Here is an 18,012-nt window from a genome sequence, read left to right on the forward strand (position 1 = left end):
GCGGTACTTTCAAGCAGCACTTTTCAGCCTCCCACTGCCTTGCCGCTCGGGCACCCACCCGAGTGCATGACAGCGGGAGGCTTTTCGCTACCCCAAAAGCATTTGTGACCAAGCGCACTGAAGGTACCTCAGGGACTCAAAAATCACGAAGTTTGCACTTGGTGCAAACTTGCACCGGGTGTAATGTTGCACAGCGTGCAAGAAGAAATGTCACTACGCGAGCAGAAGCGACTCAAGACGCGACTGCGTATCGAAGACGCCGCCACTTCCCTAGTGGACAAGCGAGGCTTCGCCGCAGTCACCATTGAGGAGATCTGCGAAAAAGCCGGGATTTCAAGGCGCACATTCTTTAACTACTTCGATTCCAAAGACTCCGCAGTCTTAGGCGCCCCTAGCGCACTATTTTCCCAAGACCAACGAGCATATTTCCTTGACACTCCAACTGAAAACCTCCTGCGTTTGACCGTGGAACTCGTCATTTCCCATTTGGACGGGCACCACGCCGACAAAACAATTGCAGCAAGGCGGCGCCGCATAGCAAGCGACCCAGATGCTGCCGCGGCGTCGTTTAGCCGCAAACGCGCAAAGTCAACCGAGATTGCAGAACTCATTACGCTTCGCCTCAAGCAAGAACCGCAGCTCCAGCTCATGCCAGAAGTTGCGCCAGAGACAGAAGCATTACTCATCGGAGCCACCGTTAGAGAAGCGCTTTGGATTGCCACCGCTTCCCCCGAAATCAGCTGCGAACAACCATTTGAGCAAAAGTTCAATGATGCACTCGCACTCGTTATCACTTTCACGAAAGGACTAAAATGGTAGATACCGCCAAGTCGCCGACGAACAACGTCGGCGAGGCGCAGCCAGCGCAAGCTGGCGGAAACGAAAAGAAAGAAAACAACGTAGCTCTCGTTTTCTCCGCCCTCGTTCTCACCATGTTGATGAGCTCCTTGGGCCAAATGATTTTCTCTTCGGCCCTGCCTACTATCGTGGGCGAGCTCGGCGGCGTCGACCACATGAGCTGGGTTATCTCCGCTTTCTTGGTCACCATGACCATCGCTATGCCAATCTCTGGCAAGCTGGGCGACATGATGGGCCGCAAGTGGCTCTACATCGGCGGCATCGCAGTCTTCGTCGTCGGCTCTGCCATCGGTGGCTTCGCAAATGACATGAACTGGCTCATTTTGGGCCGCGCTGTCCAGGGCTTCGGCGCTGGCTTCATGATGATTTCCTCCCAGTCCATCATCGCGGAGGTCACCACTGCTCGTGAGCGCGGCAAGTTCATGGGCATCATGGGCGGCGTCTTCGGCCTTTCTTCCGTTCTCGGCCCAGTCCTCGGCGGCTGGTTCACCGACGGCCCGGGCTGGCGCTGGGGTCTGTGGATTAATATTCCACTTGGTATGCTCGCCATTACCGTGTGCACCATCGTGCTGCACCTGCGCGTTGGCGATACTGACCTGCGTAAGTTCGACGCTCTTGGCGCTACTTTCATCGCTATCACCACCGCTTCCCTCATCCTCATGACTACTTGGGGCGGCACGCAGTACGAGTGGTCTGACCCAATCATCATTGGCTTGGGCATCACCGTTGTCGTCGGCGCTATTATCACCGTGATCGTCGAGGCAAAGGCCAAGGAGCCGCTGATTCCGGTTCACCTCTTTAAGAACCGCAACATGGTTCTGACCACCGCAGCCGGTACTGTCCTCGGTCTGGCAATGTTCGGTGTGCTTGGCTACATGCCAACCTACCTGCAGATGGTTCATACCTTGACCCCAACCAAGGCGGGCCTCATGATGATTCCGATGATGGTAGGCCTCATCGGCACCTCGACTGCTGTTGGCTTCATCATCGCCCGCACGGGCCATTACAAGATTTACCCAATCATCGGCCTTATCATCACCGCCGGTGCTTTGTTCTGGATGTCCAAGCTGACCGTGGATACAACCCTAGTTCAGCTCGGTGCTGAGTTCTTCGTCTTCGGCGTGGGCCTGGGTTTTGTGCAGCAGGTTCTGGTTCTCATCGTGCAAAACTCCTTCCCTATCGCGCTGGTCGGTACCGCAACGGCTGCCAACAACTTCTTCCGCCAGATTGGTTCCGCAGTGGGCGCTTCCCTCGTTGGATCCCTGTTCATCCACAACATGAAGGATGAGATGGCAGCCAACATGCCAGCTGCAATCAAGGCCATGGGCCCTGAGGGCGCGCAGTACGCTGAGCAGTTCGCTTCCGCAACGGGCGGTTCTTCCCGCCTGACCCCGAACATGGTTGCGCACCTTCCGGATGCAATTCAGTCCGTCATCCTCAACGCCTACAACGATGGCCTCACCCCAGTCATCCTGCTGATGGTTCCTATGGCCACCGTTGCCCTTCTTTTGGTTCTTCCCGTCACGGAAGAGCACCTTAAGGAAGAGATCTCTTAAATATCACTCACCAGACAAAGAATCGAAGGCTACTAGCGAGGAGCGCTGTGAGCTCCAGTCCCGCATTGCGCTAGACGACGCCACCATAGAGAACAACCTTGTCTATCCCCCCGGGCTTGCTCAAGGAAGTCTTGGCTCTAAATGTTAACTCGGTCGACGTGTGGCGCACTCGCGACTATCTGGTCGCACTCGCTGAGAAAGAAGGAATTGAAATTCCAGCTTTTATCCGCCTTTTGCTCTATCTCTCAGGGTTCCATCATCAATGATACCGGCGGCAATTGTCAGCATAGAAAATTCCCGGTCTGAAATAGGAAGCGATTTCAGACCGGGAGTTCTCTTATGTCTTCAGCAATTGCGCCAACCTCAACGCCGCGACATTGACGAGGTCATGAGGACAATAATGCGCGGTACATTCCCCGCCGCCGAGTTTTTCTAGCTCTATTGCCTAGCTAAAAGTCCTAATTATTGTTGCCTCGCTCCCGCTCATCGGGCTTCGGAAGCAGTAGCTCGTAGACGTCGGTGTCGCGCCACTGACCAGCCATCTCGCCGTAGGTCATCTTCGCCATGTGGGAGTAGGTACCGACCTTGACGAAGCCGCGAGACTTATGCAGGCCTGCGGAACCCTGGTTTTCTGGGAAGATCCACGCGTGGATTGCCCATTTGTGGAGGTCCTTGCAGGTTTCGATGAGCTTATCGAGCAGGGCACCGGCGATGCCACGGCCTTGAGCCTCCGCGCTGATGTAGATGGAATCTTCCACCACACCATGGAAGACTGAGCGGGAGGAAATCTGCGCTGCAGAAACCCAGCCCAATACCTTGGAATCATCGTCTTCCTCAACCGCAACGAAGACCGAGGACATGATCTTTGCACGGGTAAACTGCTCCAGCGTCAAAGAACGCGTTTCATACGTGGCGTGACCGGTGTTTAGGCCCTCTTCATAAATTGTCCGCATCTGGGGATAGTCGGCCGTAACAAAAGGTCGAATCTTAAAGTTCTTCGCGGGTTTGTTTTCTGCCATGTGATTCATTATTACAAGACAACTACCTGTACGGCTATATAAACCGGAAAAAGTTAGCTAGCCGCGATCAAGGAAGACGGTTTAACCTTAAGCCTCGCTTTCGAGTAAGTCCGTGACAAGCTCGGCGATTGCAGAACGCTCTGAGCGCTGGAGGGTCACGTGTGCAAATAGCTCATGCCCTTTGAGCTTTTCAATGACAGCCTGCACACCGTCATGGCGGCCCACGCGCAGATTGTCACGCTGGGCGACGTCGTGCGTCAACACCACGCGCGAGCCCTTGCCCAAGCGAGACAGGACGGTGAGCAAGACGTTGCGCTCAAGCGACTGCGCTTCATCGACGATGACGAAGGAATCATGCAAGCTCCGACCACGGATGTGGGTCAGCGGCAGAACCTCAAGGAGGCCGCGGTCATGGACTTCCTCCATGACGTTGTCAGAGACAAGGCCTTCGAGGGTATCGAAGACGGCCTGGGCCCAGGGATTCATCTTCTCGGACTCGCTACCTGGAAGGTATCCCAGCGACTGCCCGCCCACTGCATACATGGGGCGGAAAACCACGATGCGGCGGTGCTCACCGCGCTCCAGGACTGCTTCAAGGCCCGCGCACAGCGCCAGCGCAGACTTACCAGTGCCGGCACGGCCGCCCAGGGACATGATGCCCACGGAGGGATCTGACAAAAGGTCAAGTGCCACGCGCTGCTCCGCGGAACGGCCCTGCAGTCCAAACGCATTGACATCACCGCGTACGAGCTGGATGGTGCCCTCTGCCGTCATGCGGCCAAGCGCGGACTGCCCTGCCGCGTCCAGCTTGATGCCGCAGTGAACTGGAAGCTCTTCGATAGCAGTGCCATCTTCAGTCAGTACGCCGTCTACCATGACTTCCCCATCACGGTAGAGAGCATCGATGACTTCAGCAGAAGTATGAACCACAGCCATGCCGGTATAGCCGGTAAGAACTACGTCCTGCGCGTGGTACTCGTCGGCTTGCAAGCCAACTGCACCAGCCTTGACACGCAGTGGGACATCCTTAGTCACAAGCACGGTGTCTTTGCCCTCATGCGCCAGGTTGAGTGCGCAAGCGAGAATGCGGTGGTCACCTTCGGGACCCCGGAAGGAGGATGGCAGCAAAGACTGATCCTGATGATTTAGCTCAACGCGTAAGGTTCCGCCCTCAACGTTGACCGGAACCGCTTGGTCTAGGCCGTCGTATGCACCACGCAGGTCCTCCAAAAAGCGAAGAGCTTGGCGGGCGAACCAGCCAAGCTCAGGGTGATGACGTTTTCCTTCCAATTCGGAGATGACGACGATGGGAAGGATGACCTCGTGCTCTGCGAACTTGCGCAGGGCCCATGGGTCAGAAAGGAGGACTGAGGTATCAATAACGTAGGTCTTAGTGGCCACTGCACTGGGGCTCATAGGCTCGGTCAGAACAGAAGGATTGGTCATGATTGCGGGGTTCTCCCTTTAGATCGTGTTGCTTGATCTCTTCCCAAGCTAAGCGCCAAAGGTTGAAATTACATGGGTGAAAGATGAACATTGCGAAAACGCAAGGTTCATACCAGCCAAAAGCTCGTGAATTGGTACTGCGACCATGAGGACCACCAGTGATCACAAAAGCGGGCTAGGTAGAAACCTAGCCCGCTTTATTAAATTAGCGAGATTTACTCAACGGTAGCCTCGTACTGGCCGGACTCACCCTTCATCCACTTGATGGTGCCGTTGGTGAACTCCTGAACCCAGCCGTTACCTTCAGCCTGCTCTGGAGCGGAAGGCAGGCCAACCTTATTTGCCAGGCCGCCCTCGCCCTTCCAGGTCTCAGCGATCTTGCCAATGATTGGCTGTGCGCCAGACTCTTCGTTGAAGGCAAGCAGCTTGTCCTCAGCGAAGGTAGCCAGGAAGCCATTCTCGGAGTTTTCTACATCCTGAACGTCGCCCCACTCAGCGGACTTCTCGTCGATTGCGGAAGCCAGAGCGGCCGGAACCTCAACCTCGCCAGCTGCGGTATTAATCTTCTTCATCTCACCGGAAGCTGCGCCGTCCTTGGAATTATCGGAGCTCATCTTATCGGAAGCATCAGCGGCAGTATCGCCGGCCTTGTCCTTGGCATCGTTGGCAGCGTCGCCAGCTTTGTCGGTAGCCTCGCCGGCCTTATCCTTGGCGTCCTTAGCAGCGTCACCGGCCTTGTCGGTTGCCTGGCTTGCTGCGTCCTTTGCGGCATCGCCAGCGTTGTTTGCTGCATCCTCAGCGTCGGAGCAAGCAACAACTGCCAGGGACAGGGAAGCTGCGGTCAGGCCAGCGGCGAAACGACGGGAAATCTTGTTCATGATTAATAATCCTTTTCTAAATATGTGAATTTCTTCTGCCTTGCGGCAACTCAATTAACGCTATAGACGGATCACTCACAGCAGCCACCCAGTTTTCAACAATTTAGGCGAAAAATATCGTTATTTGCGTCGTTTTCCCCGCTGAGAGGATTTCTTACTTTTTGGTAACGGATTGGTTTTTCGGCCTTGAACAGCCCGCTTGTTACCGGACCGTGACCTAGAACTTGTCGTTTTCTGGCCACTTTGCTGACCTTTTCCTTGGCCACCTTGGCCCTTGGCCGCGGCTTCCCGGCGCGCTTGCTTAGCCTTAGATTTCTCGCGGGCGCTAAGCTTCACCGCAGTACCGCGGGAGGAGTTTTTGGTTCGTCCTTTAGCTACCCCGACAAATGCTTGGATGTCCTCGCCATCGCGGTCCTTTCGCCAGACCAAAGCAATGGCAGTGCGCGCCACTGTCGGATCATTGAACGCCAAAGGCACTACTTGCTTTTTGCTGAGCACCTTCAGCAATGGGCGCGGGGCAATGACAATACCCACGTTGGCGCCCACCACCTGAAGACCTGTACGCACTGCTTCGACGTCGACCTGGGCGTCATCGCCAATGCGGTAGTTCAGATGCTCCTCAGAAACATCGGAGGGCTCAATCTCTTCGCCTACCTCTGCATAAACAGAATCCTTGGGAACGGCAATTCCCGGGGCTTCTTCATATAGACGCACTAGATGGAAGGAATCATCGATGCGCGGATCCGCGCCCTCTGCGGGGATTCGGGTCAAGGCAAGGTCGGCTTCGCCTTCGAGCAAAGTTGCAAGAGTATCATCAGCGTCTAAAGTGACTAGCTCCCCATAATCCGGGTTGGAGCGGTATCGTTCAAACCATTTTCCTGGTTCGGTGCCCGTGGCAAAGACTAGTCGCAGCATGCAGCCAATAGTACTGTCTTGCTTGCTCAGTACTAGTTCCTGCACTTTATGGGCAGTGACACCTCCCCCGCCGTGCTGCTACCGTAGGGAGAGTGAATGAGATGAATAAACAGCCTTCTGGCACCGCGATGCGTGCGCAAACCGCAGCGAAGAAGCTCGGCATCTACTTGCCCGCTACCCCGGAGGAATTCCAGAACTCCGCTGTCAGCCATGCAGAGCTACGCGAGCTGCAAGACAACCCACCACAGTGGTTGGTCGACCTGCGCCTGAACGGCCCACACCCACGCCCCGTCGTGGCACAGAAGCTCGGTATCTCCGTTACTTCTCTAAAGAAGAACGAACTTGACCGCCCGATGACCACTCCAGAGATCAAGGAACTCTTGGTAGAAATGCCGGAGTGGCTGGCTGCTGCGCGCAAGGCACATGCCGAAAACCGTGACGGCAATGGGCAGCCTGCCTATGAAGACTCTCCTGCTAACGAGTCTTAAATCTTAAGGCCCTAGCGCCACCTCAGAACCAAGGGCTGAGAAAATCTAGGAATAGTCTTCTGCCAGTGGCACGGCGGACTGCCACAACTGTTCGTTGAGCTCCGCAGCGCTTTGACATTGTTTGCCCAATGCTGGGTGCTCTGCTCCGGCAAGCGTTTCACCGCCGATGAGCCACTTCGTTACCGGCGTCCAACCATGCAGTGCACTGGCACACCAGGCTGGCAGCTGAAGAGCTTCCTCCACTGAAAGTTCCACTCGGCGCGGTTGATCAATAAGCCCCGCCTCGACGGTGGCGCGCACGGTGGTCGAGAGCAGAACAGAACCATGTGGGCCCATCACGAGACCCTTCTCATCTTTGAACACGATTGCCGCATTTGCGGCCTCATGGACAACCCCACGGGCCGAATGCAAAACCGCATCATCCGCACCATGGTCGCGGGCCTTTTGTCTTAGCTCCGCGAGCTTAGGCAAATCCGGGCCTTTAAGCAATGGATGCTCCCGCGGATCCACAGTCTCTGGAACCCACAACGTCGAGTGGGTGCGCAGGGCTGGGGCTAGACGCCATTCCACAGCATTTTCTGTAATTCGCGGAAACCATTGCCCCTCCTGCGGGATTTCGCCGAGTACTGGATAACCATCGCCGAAGCGTTTGCGGTGGAGGTCGGGGCGGATAGCGCGCCCTTCGCGGACCAGAAAAGAATCCACCAGGCGGCAATCAACGTGATTCATCTAAGGTCTCCGAGCTTTCAGCATGTGGTTCCTTCCGCGCGTGAAGATCGCTTGGAGTCATGCCCAATTGATTAAACAGCGGGCGCGCTTTGACCATGGTTTCTTCCCACTCCGCGGAAGGCTCGCTTACAGCCAGCACTGCCCCGCCCACACCGTAATAAGCGCCGCGTTCGTTGCTGACCACTGAGCGAATCACCATGGAAAAATCCGCCGTACCGGTCAGCGAAAGGTAGCCAAAGGCGCCAGAGTAGACGCCGCGCCAGGTGTCCTCAAGCTCGTCAATTATCTGCATCGTGCGTTCTTTCGGCGCACCGGTCATGGAACCGCCGGGAAACGCGGCCTCAATCGCATCTATGGGGCTAGACTGCTGCTTCAGGCGCCCGGTTACCTCACACATGAGTTGATGCACCGTAGAATAAGAGTGCACCTGAAAACCATGGGGCACCCGCACATCGTCGCAGGCGCGAGCTACGTCGTGACGGACCATGTCCACCACCATGAGCAGTTCCGACGTGGTCTTTTCGCCCCGGAGACTACGCGCATTCGCCGCATCTATTTCTGGGTCCGTATCGCGCGGGCTCGTTCCTTTAATTGGCGTCGAGGAAACGTTTCGCCATGCGTCAATACTTAAGAATTGCTCCGGCGACGTCGATAGCAGCGCGTTGCCGGCAAACCCCAGGAAGCCGGTGCGCTTGCTCGGATTAGCCGCGCGCAGTTGGAGGAAGGTCGCCAAGGGATTTGGCACAGGTTCCAACTCAATGCGATTGGTCAGACACACCTCATAGGACTCGCCGCGCACCATATAGTCCTGAGCGGCAGCGATACGTTCTAGATATTCTTGTTCGCCGTGAACCAGCCGGCCAGGGCTTTGCCAGGGAGCTTGCGGTACCGAATCCGTGGCGAGCTTAAGCTGCCACTTGCTGTCGTCGGCGAAGCTTAAGAGGTGAGTTCTGCGCTGTTCATGGTCCACCACTATCGCCCGGTCGCAGAAAATAAACTCTGCGTCTGGCCCCGGTGACCTATGTCTTTGGGACTGGGCGAAGCGCTGCTTTTCGACGCCGACTTCATAGCCGAGGTAGCCCACCCACCCTAGGGCGAAGTCGCAACCGGGAATCGGAGCTCCAACGCGCGCGGGGAGAACGTGGCGTTCATACTCGCGTTTAGCCACTTCGAAGAAGTCTTTGCCCGGCTGACAGTTATAGCTGAGATGTCGGGCCCTGTGACCAGAGTCATCGCCAAGAATGCTAAAGCGGCCAAAGTCGAGCCAAAAGGCATTTCCGGTCAGCGCACGAGCTGCATCTTCAAGTGAGACTTCTTTATCCACAGTGCGTACGCAGAAATACTGGCGTGCATAATAGCGTCTGGCAAGGCCGAGGAAATTCTCGATGAGCTGCGGGCCAGAATCAGTAAGCAGTGACTCCGGGTGGAATTGCACGCCCCACTGGGGTTTTGTGCGGTGTGCGATGGCCATTGTGAGCGTCGTGCCAAAAGTGTCGGCGCAGGTGGCGGTCACATCGAAGCATTCGGGAACACGGTGGGCTACCAGCGAGTGGTAACGCACCACGCGATGTGGGCTGACAAGGCCTTCGAAGAGCCCAGAGCCATCGTGGTCTACTTCGGTAACAATACCGTGTGCCGGGGCGGAAGCTAGGCCCACTTCCCCACCTGCAAGGTGCACCATAGCTTGCATGCCAAGGCACACGCCGAGGATTGGGCCGGTGAATTCACGCAGCACATTGGCACTAATTCCCAAGTCGGCCGGATTGGCCGGGCTACCAGGCCCCGGCGAGATGATAGCGGCGTCGTAAAGCGCCAGATCAATGCGAGCCCACGGGATGTCATTCGGGACAACCGTGGGCTCGCACCCGGTTACCCGCCGAACGTAGTCCACGAGATTGAAGGTGAAAGAATCGTGGTTATCTACGATCAGCAGGTTCATAACCGGAATTTTATAGGCGGCGGATGCGCGGGGTAGCGCTTGGCTGCCTTAGACCATCTTCCAATCCTCAAGACCGTCGTAGAGCGGGTACTGCTCAGCGATCTTGGAAACGCGACCGCGCAGGGACTCAACATCAGCGTTCTTGCCCTGTGCGAGTGCGGTACCGATGATGTCAGCGACCTCTTCGAAGGCTGCTGCATCGAGGCCACGGGTGGCCAGCGCAGGGGTTCCGATACGCAGGCCGGAGGTGACCATTGGTGGGCGTGGATCGTTCGGCACAGCGTTGCGGTTGACGGTGATGCCAACCTCGTGCAGCAGATCCTCAGCCTGCTGGCCATCGAGCTCAGAGTTGCGCAGGTCTGCCAGAACCAGGTGAACATCGGTGCCGCCGGTCAGCACGTCAACGCCGGCTGCCTTGGCATCGGATGCGGTCAGGCGCTCAGCAAGGATGCGTGCGCCCTCAAGGGTGCGCTCCTGACGGTTCTTGAACTCCTCCGAAGCTGCGATCTTCAAAGCGATTGCCTTTGCAGCGATGACGTGCATCAGAGGGCCACCCTGCTGACCTGGGAAGACGCTGGAGTTGAGCTTCTTAGCGTAGTCCTGCTTCGCCAGGATGAGGCCGGAGCGTGGGCCGCCCAGGGTCTTGTGAACCGTGGTGGAAACGACGTCAGCGTGCGGTACCGGAGAAGGATGCAGACCAGCAGCAACCAGACCTGCAAAGTGAGCCATATCGACCCACAGCTTTGCGCCGACCTCGTCCGCGATGGAGCGGAAAGCAGCGAAATCGAGAGTACGTGGGTACGCGGACCAACCGGCGATGATGACCTTCGGCTGCTCCTTGATAGCCTGCTCACGCAGCTTATCCATGTCGATACGCATGGTCTCTGGGTCGACCTCGTAAGCTGCGACGTCGTAAAGCTTGCCGGAGAAGTTCAGCTTCATGCCGTGGGTGAGGTGGCCGCCGTGCGCCAGGGACAGGCCCAGAATTTTGTCGCCCGGCTCGGCGAGGCTGGACAGTACCGCAGCGTTAGCCTGAGCGCCGGAGTGTGGCTGCACGTTGGCGAAGTCAGCGCCGAAGAGGCTCTTGGCACGCTCACGTGCCAGATCTTCGATGACATCAACGTGCTCGCAGCCACCGTAGTAACGGCGGCCTGGGTAGCCCTCTGCGTACTTGTTGGTCAGAACGGAGCCCTGTGCCTGCAGAACGGCACGCGGAACAAAGTTCTCAGAGGCGATCATCTCGAGAGTCTCGCGCTGACGGGCGATTTCGCCGTTGATGGCGTTGAATACGTCCGGATCCAGCTCGCGCATCTCCTGATAGCGCACGTCTGCGGAATTATTGGCAGTCATGGAAGCGTTGATTCCCTTCTCGGTTGCTTAACTGGTCGTTTCAAACCTGCCCTACATATTAACTGCCACGCCCCCACGCGGGGGACGAAAGTACCATTTCATCCCCCAAGGTTTTCCCCAGAAAGAAATAAGGTGCGACAATGTGGCCATGGCGCGTGCAACCGATTCCAGTCCATACCTTGACTTCGACCGTGAAACCTGGCGCCAAAGGCGCTTGTCGATGCCCCAGGTTCTCACCGCTGCAGAAGTCGAGGCGCTTCGTGGTATCGGTGATCGCATCGACTTAGACGAGGTCGCTGACGTTTACTTGCCATTATCGCGTCTTATCCATCTGCAGGTAGCAGCCCGCCAGGAGCTCACGGCTGCTACGGAGGAATTCCTGGGAAACAGCGCAAACCACGTGCCCTTCGTCATCGGTGTCGCAGGCTCCGTTGCGGTGGGTAAGTCCACCACTGCCCGCGTTCTACAGTTGCTTCTGCAGCGCTGGGAGACCCACCCAAAAGTAGATCTAGTGACCACTGACGGATTCTTGTATCCGGCAAAGGTGCTCCATGAGCACGGATTGATGCAGCGCAAAGGTTTTCCGGAATCCTACGACCGGCGCAAACTCATGCGTTTTGTCACCGACGTGAAATCAGGCAAAGCGGAAGTCAAAGCGCCGGTCTATTCGCATATTTCCTACGACATCCTGCCTGACGAGCATCAGGTGGTGCAAAGGCCCGACATCCTTATCCTAGAGGGCCTCAACGTCCTCCAGACTGGGCCTACCCTAATGGTCTCTGACCTTTTCGACTTCTCGGTCTACGTCGATGCGCGCGTCGATGACATTGAGCATTGGTACATCGAGCGCTTCCTGCAACTGCGGCATACCGCTTTCCGTGAGCCGGGCGCGCACTTTGCTGCCTATGCAGAGATGAACGATACGGAGGCCCGCGCGCAGGCTCGCGAGATTTGGCAGTCCATCAACCTGCCCAACTTGGTGGAAAACATTTTGCCCACCAAGCCGCGCGCTTCCCTGGTTTTGCGCAAGGGTTCCCACCACTTGGTGGAAAAGGTACGCATGCGCAAGCTCTAGTAAACGGGGGTTTCTAGGCGCGCAGATGAGGCCCTATTTGCCGAAGCGACGCGAACGCTGGGAGTAATCCCGCAGCGCGCGCAGGAAATCCACGCGGCGGAAAGCCGGCCAATAGGTATCGGTGAACCAGATTTCGGAATACGCCGCCTGCCACAGCAAGAAGCCGGAAAGACGCTGCTCACCGGAGGTACGGATGACAAGATCTGGGTCCGGAAGGCCCTTGGTATACAGGTGGCTCGTGATGGCCTCGGCGGTAACATTACCCGCGATTTCCTCCGCACTATGGCCTTTCCCGGCCTCGTCACGGATAAGGTTTTGCACCGCGTCGACGATTTCCTGACGCCCGCCATAGCCGACGGCGATGTTAACGATGACGCCCTTATTACCCTCAGTTGCCTGCGCTGCTAGGCGCATGCGCTCGGTGACCTTAGCCGGTAGGAGATCCAGATGGCCCACCAAGCGAATCTGACAGTCCAAGTCGCCCTTGGAAAGATGGGTGACAACGTCCGAGATGATGTCGAAGAGAAGCTGCACCTCTTGGGTGCTGCGCTTCAAGTTCTCCGTGGACAAAAGATAAATGGTGACGACCTCAATATCGGTGTCTTTGCACCATGAGATCATCTCGCTGATCTTCTTCGCACCTTGGCGGTGACCGTGGCTGATATCAGTGAATCCAGCCTCCCGCGCCCAGCGGCGGTTTCCGTCCGCCATGATGGCAACGTGCCGGGGCTGCGGGGTTCCCTTGATAGCGCGCGTGAGGCGAGCCTCATACAGGGGATAAAGCAACTGGCTGAGGAAGTTCACGGTTAGTCCTTAAAACACAATCCAAGACGAGGGACAGGCCGCAATTGACCTACAAGAAGGAGCGCTTGCTCTGGTCGAAGATGCCTGCTTCCTTCATCGCAGCGTCGACAGCCTGGTCATCGAAAGGGTCGATGCCGTGGTCTTGGGCGAACATGGTGCGACGACGAAAGCGCGAGTAACGACGGTGGAAATTCCACCCCGCAAACAAGACGGCTGCACCCATCAACGCCAAGATGAGAAGGCCAATTGGCGAGGCCTTGCCAAACTCAGGCCCCATCGGGCCTTCCTGGGCACCCTGGGCTAGGTAGTTAACTTGTGCGTGGACGTCACCTGCTGCAAGAATCAGCGAATCAAATGCGCTCATGCTTCTAAGACTCCCCTACTTCGGCAATTCCTGCAAATAAATCCGACTCCGGCAGCTCAGTAGCAACGCGGGTCTGCGCGAGCTCGAACTCCTCAGTGGGCCATAGGCGCTGCTGTACATCGACGCTCGTCGCCAAGAATGCTCCTGCCGGATCAATCTGGGTGGCATGCGCGCGCAGGGCATCCTCGCGATTTTGGAAGTAGTCTGCGCACTCTACCTGAGTGGTAACGCGCGCCATGATGTCCCCAAAGGCCGTATCCCAGCGTGCCAGCATCGGGCCATAGGGGCTGGTCTTTCCCTCTTCTTCCAAAAGATCATGGAAGAGCTTCATGCGCTGGTAGACAAAGCCATGCGAGTAATAGAGCTTTTGCGGCGTATAAGGTTCGCCCAGTTCTGGGTGGTAGGAAGGATCTCCGGCCTTTTCCCAGGCGATGATGGAAGCTCGATGGACCATCAGGTGGTCTGGATGCGGATAGCCGCCGATCTCGTCATAAGTGACGATGACCTGGGGACGGAACTCACGAATGGTTTTCACGAACTCTTGCGCTACTTCATCATCTGGAATAAGTGCGAAGCAACCTTCCGGCAGCAGATTCTTTAGATCCGGATCGAATGGATCACCGCCTGGCAGGCCGGAATCGACATGCCCCAGCCAGCGGTGCTCTACGCCCAAGGCTGCGGCGGCCTTCGCCATCTCTTCGCGGCGAATCTCGCCCATGTTTTCTTTCACACCCGGCTTATCCATCGCTGGGTTGATGACGTCACCGCGCTCGCCGCCGGTACAGGTCAGCACCAGAACCTCGGCACCTTCAGCCGCGTATTTCGCAGTGGTTGCAGCACCCTTGGAAGATTCGTCATCTGGGTGCGCGTGAATGGCTAGTAGGCGCTTGTCGCTCATAGTAGGGTTCATCTCCTCTAGCGCTGAATTTCGGAACAGAGGTCCATCCTAGTGGATAGTTTGAAAATCTTGACTGTTGGTTAGACTAAGATTCATGACTTCCGCCGGTACCCCTCGTTCAGGTGCTCGCTACGGTGCCCGCCCCACGGCAGACAGCTCTGCGAATAGTACCTCGAGCATCACAAATAAAGCCATCGTTTTGGTCTTCGCCGCCATGTTTATTGCCGCGATTATCTATGGCGTGCAGTACTTCCAGAAGCAGGAGAAGGTCAACGCGGACATCTCCTACGTCACCCACGAAGTTCTTTCCGACGATTCCACCCGTGTGTGGGCGGATGTCACCCGCAACCACATCGATGAAGACGCATACTGCATCGTGCAGGCCTTCGATTACTCCAAGGCAGAGGTCGGACGCCGTGAGTTCGCGGTCCCGGCCGGCGGCCCGAAAACCCAGCGCATTGCTGTCGACGTCCCCACTAATCACCGCGCAGTAGCCGGTGGCGTTTATGGTTGCTCGGGAAATATTCCTTCCTACTTGGATATGGAGCACCCTGACTACGTTGAGCAGTCCAGCAACTAAATAGATTTATCAATCTATATTGCTCAAGGTGGGCACCGTCTTCTTCTTGCTCAGTAGCTTGGCGATAGCCGCCCGCCCCGCAAATCGCCTGCGAATTCACCCCTTAAGCGCGGAGCCTTACGCGCTAGTCGACGCCGTGGCAGACGCAGCGCATGTGCTAGGATTTGTAGCGCTTAGGACAGGTCGCGGCTGCAAATCGCAGTTTTGGAGCTGACCTTATCCATATAGTTTTCATTTCTTCACCCCCGCTTTACGGAAGGTTGCACTATGGCTGAGCAGCAGAAGCAATACATCACCCCGGAGACCAAGGCCAAGCTTGAAGCTGAGCTGCAGGCTCTCATCGACCACCGCCCGGTCGTTGCTGCCGAGATTAACGAGCGCCGCGAAGAGGGTGACCTGAAGGAGAACGCAGGCTACGACGCAGCCCGCGAGATGCAGGACCAGGAAGAGGCCCGCATCAAGCAAATCTCTGAGGTTCTGGCTAACTCCACCACTGAGCGCACTGCCGTTCAGGAGGGCGTTGCAACCGTCGGCTCCGTTGTTCACGTTTACTACAACGGCGACAAGGAAGATAAGGAAACCTTCCTTATCGGTACCCGCGCTGCCGCTTCCGATAACAAGGACCTGGAGACCTACTCTGAGCAGTCCCCGCTGGGCGCTGCACTGATTGGCGCTCAGGAGGGTGAGACCCGCGAGTACACCGCACCAAATGGCAAGACCATTTCGGTCACGGTGGAATCCGCAGCGCCGTATGATTCAGCTAAGGCCGCAACTCCGCGCGAGTCCTAGTTTTCTTTTCTTTTATTTCAATTCATTCTGGAGAAAGAGCACCCATGAAGAAGTTCTCCCGCTTCGCAACTGCTGGTTTGGTTTTCGCTGCAGGCCTGTCCCTGGCAGCTTGCCACCCACCGAACCAGCAGGATTCCACCAGCGAGAAGATCGATAACGCCTCCACCTACACTGGCAAGGCTCCAAAGCCAGCTGAGTCCAGCTCCCAGTCCGAGGCTTCCGCTACCCAGGCTCCTGAGGCTGAGGCTACCGGTGCTGAGGCCACTGGTGCTGAGGCCGCCGGCTCCGAGGCTCCTGCCGCTGGCGATCCGAACGTAGTTGTTGAGACCCAGGTAGTTCCGGCTCAGTAAACGTCGCGGCTGATGCTGCGCACCAAGCAGCAGCTAGCAATCACTAGCAGTAAAGCGCCTAGGCATTCCACCTGGGCGCTTTACTCATTCTTCGACAATCGACTTAACTCTCTTCACGGGCCCACGCCCCAATGACACCCGGCAATGCTGCCGGCGGCTCGCCTAGGAGATCACGACGGTTGGGATCGCGTTCGACCTTGCTGGTCACCGATTTGATACGCCGATCTTGCCCGCCGCCCTGGCCGGTTCCTGCCATCAACGGCATCATTCGGCCCCCCATCGCACCGCGTGTATTACCCGCACCCCGGGCCGAATTAACGCCCGCTGCAGCGGTACCTGCAGTATTACCCGGACCGCCTACTCCACCAGCACCCAATGCGCCTGTGCGTGCACTCGGCGCCGCGGTTGACCCTGCCGAGCCTGCCAGCCCGGCGCCGCCAATGCCTCCCGTGCCGCCAACTCCACCGGCGCTAAAAGCTCCGCCTGGTCCAACAGCGCCAAGACGTCCCGCTCCATGGCCGCCGGCGTTAGATACTCCAAGGCCCAGCCCTTGTCCACGACCAAGGCTTTGCCCCTTCGCTGAAGCACTACCTGCAAGAGCCGGTGCGCCGCCAAGGGCTCCCATCATCGGACCAGTACCTGCACCAGAACCAAGACCACCGGTAGCTCCCGCACCTGCGGTCATAGTCGCTGGGTTTAAGGTCGCACCGCTACCCGAAGCCAGCGATGGCGCCCCGCCAAGAGCACCCGCTCCTACACCAGGGCCCATGCCCATACCGGCGCCCGCACCTCCTGGCGCAACAGGAGCAAGATTGACACTTGCTCCCCTAGTGCCGACATCACCGGCAGCGATCGGGTTGAAGCCTCCCGCGCCTAGTTCCGCAAGTGTATTCCGACCATTGGTGACCAAGTCATTATTGAACTTCTGAATGTCAGCATCGCTCATGCCTAAGCCCTCAAGGCCTTCGACCTTGCCATTTACAATCCCGAAAGAACCTGGGCCAAGCTCTCCGCGCGAGATTGCTTCAGCGATATGCTTCGGCCACGCTACGTTGGCAGTGCTATAACGCTGCCCGCTCCCGTTTACTCCGCCGAAGTCGGTGCTCACGTCTCCGCCGCCTGAAGGCGGCATCGTGGTCATCAGTGGATGCTGGAACGGCATCGCGGCGACCACTTGCGTTTGGAGTGCGCTTTGCATGAAGGCCAGGCCTGCCTGCTCGGCTGCCTTTCGTGCTGCTGGATCAGGAATCGCCATCGCGGACATGGCCAAGCCCATCGCCTTTGGCTGCGACGCCATCAGATTGGCTTGGAAGCCGAAAAGTTTCTGGCTCATCACCTCAGCATTAGCAATGAAGTGACTACCCGATTCCGCCACAGTCCGGATCTTTTGTGCTGCCCGCGCGGTTGCTTCACTATCATTTTCGGATTCCAGCGAAGAAGCCGCCTCATTCAATCCGTCCACAATCGCCGCAACTTCAGTAGACAACGTCCGCCACCGCGAGTTCGTCTCCGAAACACTCCAGATCTTGGTATTCAACAAGTCCATCGCCAGCCCGAACAAGTCAGAACCAACATTGACCACCGGCATCACGAAGCCAAAAGGGCTATAGCCCGGGTCAGGCTGATTCATCACCGGCATCGCCTCACCCGTTACCGAGCCACCTGCATCGGCGATGTCCAAACCACGACTATTAGCCAAGTCTTGAGATTCAAACCCTCGAGCTTCAGCTACCAACGTGTTAGACAACCATTCGATCTGTTCGTCGAAGCTACGCAGTGAATTGCTCGCTGAGCCTGGGTCCGTGGCAATCACCCGTTGATGAATTGTTCCAACGTCACCAACTCCGTTCACGCTCGAGAAACTACCGTCAATCGGAGAAATCGCTGTCCCAGCCGCTGATCGTAATCGTCGAGATAGATTGCCAACCTGCTCACTCACTCTGACGAAGTTATTCAATGAAATTTTCATTTTCC

18 protein-coding genes are annotated in these 18,012 nt (G+C 57.1%); 7 read left to right on the top strand and 11 right to left on the bottom strand.

The annotated features are described in order from the left end of the window. Positions 1-195: 195 nt before the first annotated feature. Both HMPREF3169_RS09455 and HMPREF3169_RS09460 read left to right on the top strand, forming a co-directional pair. Entirely contained in the window at positions 196-819 is a 624-nt protein-coding gene (locus HMPREF3169_RS09455; RefSeq protein ID WP_061921879.1) for a TetR family transcriptional regulator, read from the top strand. After that, positions 813-2,414: an MDR family MFS transporter gene (locus tag HMPREF3169_RS09460; protein WP_070456255.1), complete on the top strand. Its 1,602-nt coding sequence runs from the start codon at positions 813-815 to the stop codon at positions 2,412-2,414. The genes HMPREF3169_RS09455 and HMPREF3169_RS09460 overlap by 7 nt, the downstream gene beginning before the upstream one ends. 458 nt (positions 2,415-2,872) lie before the next feature. Here HMPREF3169_RS09460 and HMPREF3169_RS09465 read toward each other — a convergent pair whose 3' ends face one another. The 4 genes from HMPREF3169_RS09465 to HMPREF3169_RS09480 all read right to left on the bottom strand — a co-directional run bounded on the left by HMPREF3169_RS09465 (position 2,873) and on the right by HMPREF3169_RS09480 (position 6,672). Continuing rightward, entirely contained in the window at positions 2,873-3,433 is a 561-nt protein-coding gene (locus tag HMPREF3169_RS09465; RefSeq protein ID WP_201040681.1) for a GNAT family N-acetyltransferase, read from the bottom strand. 87 nt (positions 3,434-3,520) lie between these two features. Further along, positions 3,521-4,879, bottom strand: a complete 1,359-nt coding sequence (locus tag HMPREF3169_RS09470; RefSeq protein ID WP_062041396.1) for a PhoH family protein — start codon at positions 4,877-4,879, stop codon at positions 3,521-3,523. A 215-nt stretch (positions 4,880-5,094) separates the two neighbouring features. Continuing rightward, positions 5,095-5,757 (bottom strand): LGFP repeat-containing protein, encoded by a 663-nt coding sequence (locus tag HMPREF3169_RS09475; protein ID WP_070433417.1) that lies wholly within the window; start codon positions 5,755-5,757, stop codon positions 5,095-5,097. A 120-nt stretch (positions 5,758-5,877) separates the two neighbouring features. Next, positions 5,878-6,672 carry a LysR family transcriptional regulator substrate-binding protein gene (locus HMPREF3169_RS09480; RefSeq protein ID WP_070456257.1) on the bottom strand — a complete coding sequence of 265 codons (795 nt, stop codon included), beginning with the start codon at positions 6,670-6,672 and terminating at the stop codon, positions 5,878-5,880. Positions 6,673-6,773: 101 nt separating this feature from the next. On the opposite strand from HMPREF3169_RS09480, the gene HMPREF3169_RS09485 reads away from it, so the two are divergent. Then, a complete protein-coding gene (locus HMPREF3169_RS09485) occupies positions 6,774-7,160 on the top strand; it encodes a DUF5997 family protein (protein WP_210386662.1) in 387 nt (128 codons plus the stop codon). 45 nt (positions 7,161-7,205) lie between these two features. On the opposite strand, the gene HMPREF3169_RS09490 is transcribed toward HMPREF3169_RS09485, so the two are convergent. Genes HMPREF3169_RS09490 through glyA form a run of 3 tightly spaced genes read right to left on the bottom strand, consistent with a single transcriptional unit; the run spans position 7,206 to position 11,178 of the window. After that, complete coding sequence (locus HMPREF3169_RS09490; RefSeq protein WP_070456261.1) at positions 7,206-7,889, bottom strand: aminotransferase class IV; 684 nt, start codon at positions 7,887-7,889, stop codon at positions 7,206-7,208. Continuing rightward, entirely contained in the window at positions 7,876-9,828 is a 1,953-nt protein-coding gene (locus tag HMPREF3169_RS09495; protein ID WP_070456263.1) for a chorismate-binding protein, read from the bottom strand. The genes HMPREF3169_RS09490 and HMPREF3169_RS09495 overlap by 14 nt, the downstream gene beginning before the upstream one ends. Positions 9,829-9,876: 48 nt before the next feature. Beyond that, complete coding sequence (glyA, locus tag HMPREF3169_RS09500) at positions 9,877-11,178, bottom strand: serine hydroxymethyltransferase (protein WP_061921596.1); 1,302 nt, start codon at positions 11,176-11,178, stop codon at positions 9,877-9,879. A gap of 148 nt (positions 11,179-11,326) precedes the next feature. On the opposite strand from glyA, the gene coaA reads away from it, so the two are divergent. After that, positions 11,327-12,253 carry a type I pantothenate kinase gene (coaA, locus tag HMPREF3169_RS09505; protein WP_070456265.1) on the top strand — a complete coding sequence of 309 codons (927 nt, stop codon included), beginning with the start codon at positions 11,327-11,329 and terminating at the stop codon, positions 12,251-12,253. A 33-nt stretch (positions 12,254-12,286) separates the two neighbouring features. Here coaA and HMPREF3169_RS09510 read toward each other — a convergent pair whose 3' ends face one another. The 3 genes from HMPREF3169_RS09510 to mca are packed head-to-tail and all read right to left on the bottom strand — an operon-like array spanning position 12,287 to position 14,319. Next, the gene (locus HMPREF3169_RS09510) at positions 12,287-13,057 is read right to left on the bottom strand and encodes an isoprenyl transferase (RefSeq protein ID WP_062035523.1); all 771 of its coding nucleotides are present in this window, start codon (positions 13,055-13,057) and stop codon (positions 12,287-12,289) included. Positions 13,058-13,106: 49 nt separating this feature from the next. Beyond that, complete coding sequence (locus HMPREF3169_RS09515) at positions 13,107-13,421, bottom strand: hypothetical protein (RefSeq protein ID WP_061921590.1); 315 nt, start codon at positions 13,419-13,421, stop codon at positions 13,107-13,109. Between the two features lie 4 nt (positions 13,422-13,425). Then, positions 13,426-14,319 carry a mycothiol conjugate amidase Mca gene (gene mca, locus HMPREF3169_RS09520; RefSeq protein ID WP_062041415.1) on the bottom strand — a complete coding sequence of 298 codons (894 nt, stop codon included), beginning with the start codon at positions 14,317-14,319 and terminating at the stop codon, positions 13,426-13,428. A 94-nt stretch (positions 14,320-14,413) separates the two neighbouring features. Between mca and HMPREF3169_RS09525 the strand changes: the two genes are divergently transcribed. The 3 genes from HMPREF3169_RS09525 (at position 14,414) to HMPREF3169_RS09535 (ending at position 16,038) form a co-directional block, all read left to right on the top strand. Further along, positions 14,414-14,899: a DUF4307 domain-containing protein gene (locus tag HMPREF3169_RS09525; protein WP_061921584.1), complete on the top strand. Its 486-nt coding sequence runs from the start codon at positions 14,414-14,416 to the stop codon at positions 14,897-14,899. Between the two features lie 267 nt (positions 14,900-15,166). Next, the gene (greA, locus tag HMPREF3169_RS09530; RefSeq protein WP_061921580.1) at positions 15,167-15,688 is read left to right on the top strand and encodes a transcription elongation factor GreA; all 522 of its coding nucleotides are present in this window, start codon (positions 15,167-15,169) and stop codon (positions 15,686-15,688) included. Positions 15,689-15,732: 44 nt separating this feature from the next. Further along, positions 15,733-16,038, top strand: coding sequence for a hypothetical protein (locus HMPREF3169_RS09535; RefSeq protein ID WP_070433411.1), 306 nt, complete (start codon positions 15,733-15,735; stop codon positions 16,036-16,038). Positions 16,039-16,141: 103 nt separating this feature from the next. Here HMPREF3169_RS09535 and HMPREF3169_RS09540 read toward each other — a convergent pair whose 3' ends face one another. Further along, complete coding sequence (locus HMPREF3169_RS09540; RefSeq protein ID WP_246815624.1) at positions 16,142-17,890, bottom strand: hypothetical protein; 1,749 nt, start codon at positions 17,888-17,890, stop codon at positions 16,142-16,144. Positions 17,891-18,012 lie beyond the last annotated feature (122 nt).

This window comes from Corynebacterium sp. HMSC08C04 (assembly GCF_001807495.1).
Taxonomy (GTDB): domain Bacteria; phylum Actinomycetota; class Actinomycetes; order Mycobacteriales; family Mycobacteriaceae; genus Corynebacterium; species Corynebacterium simulans.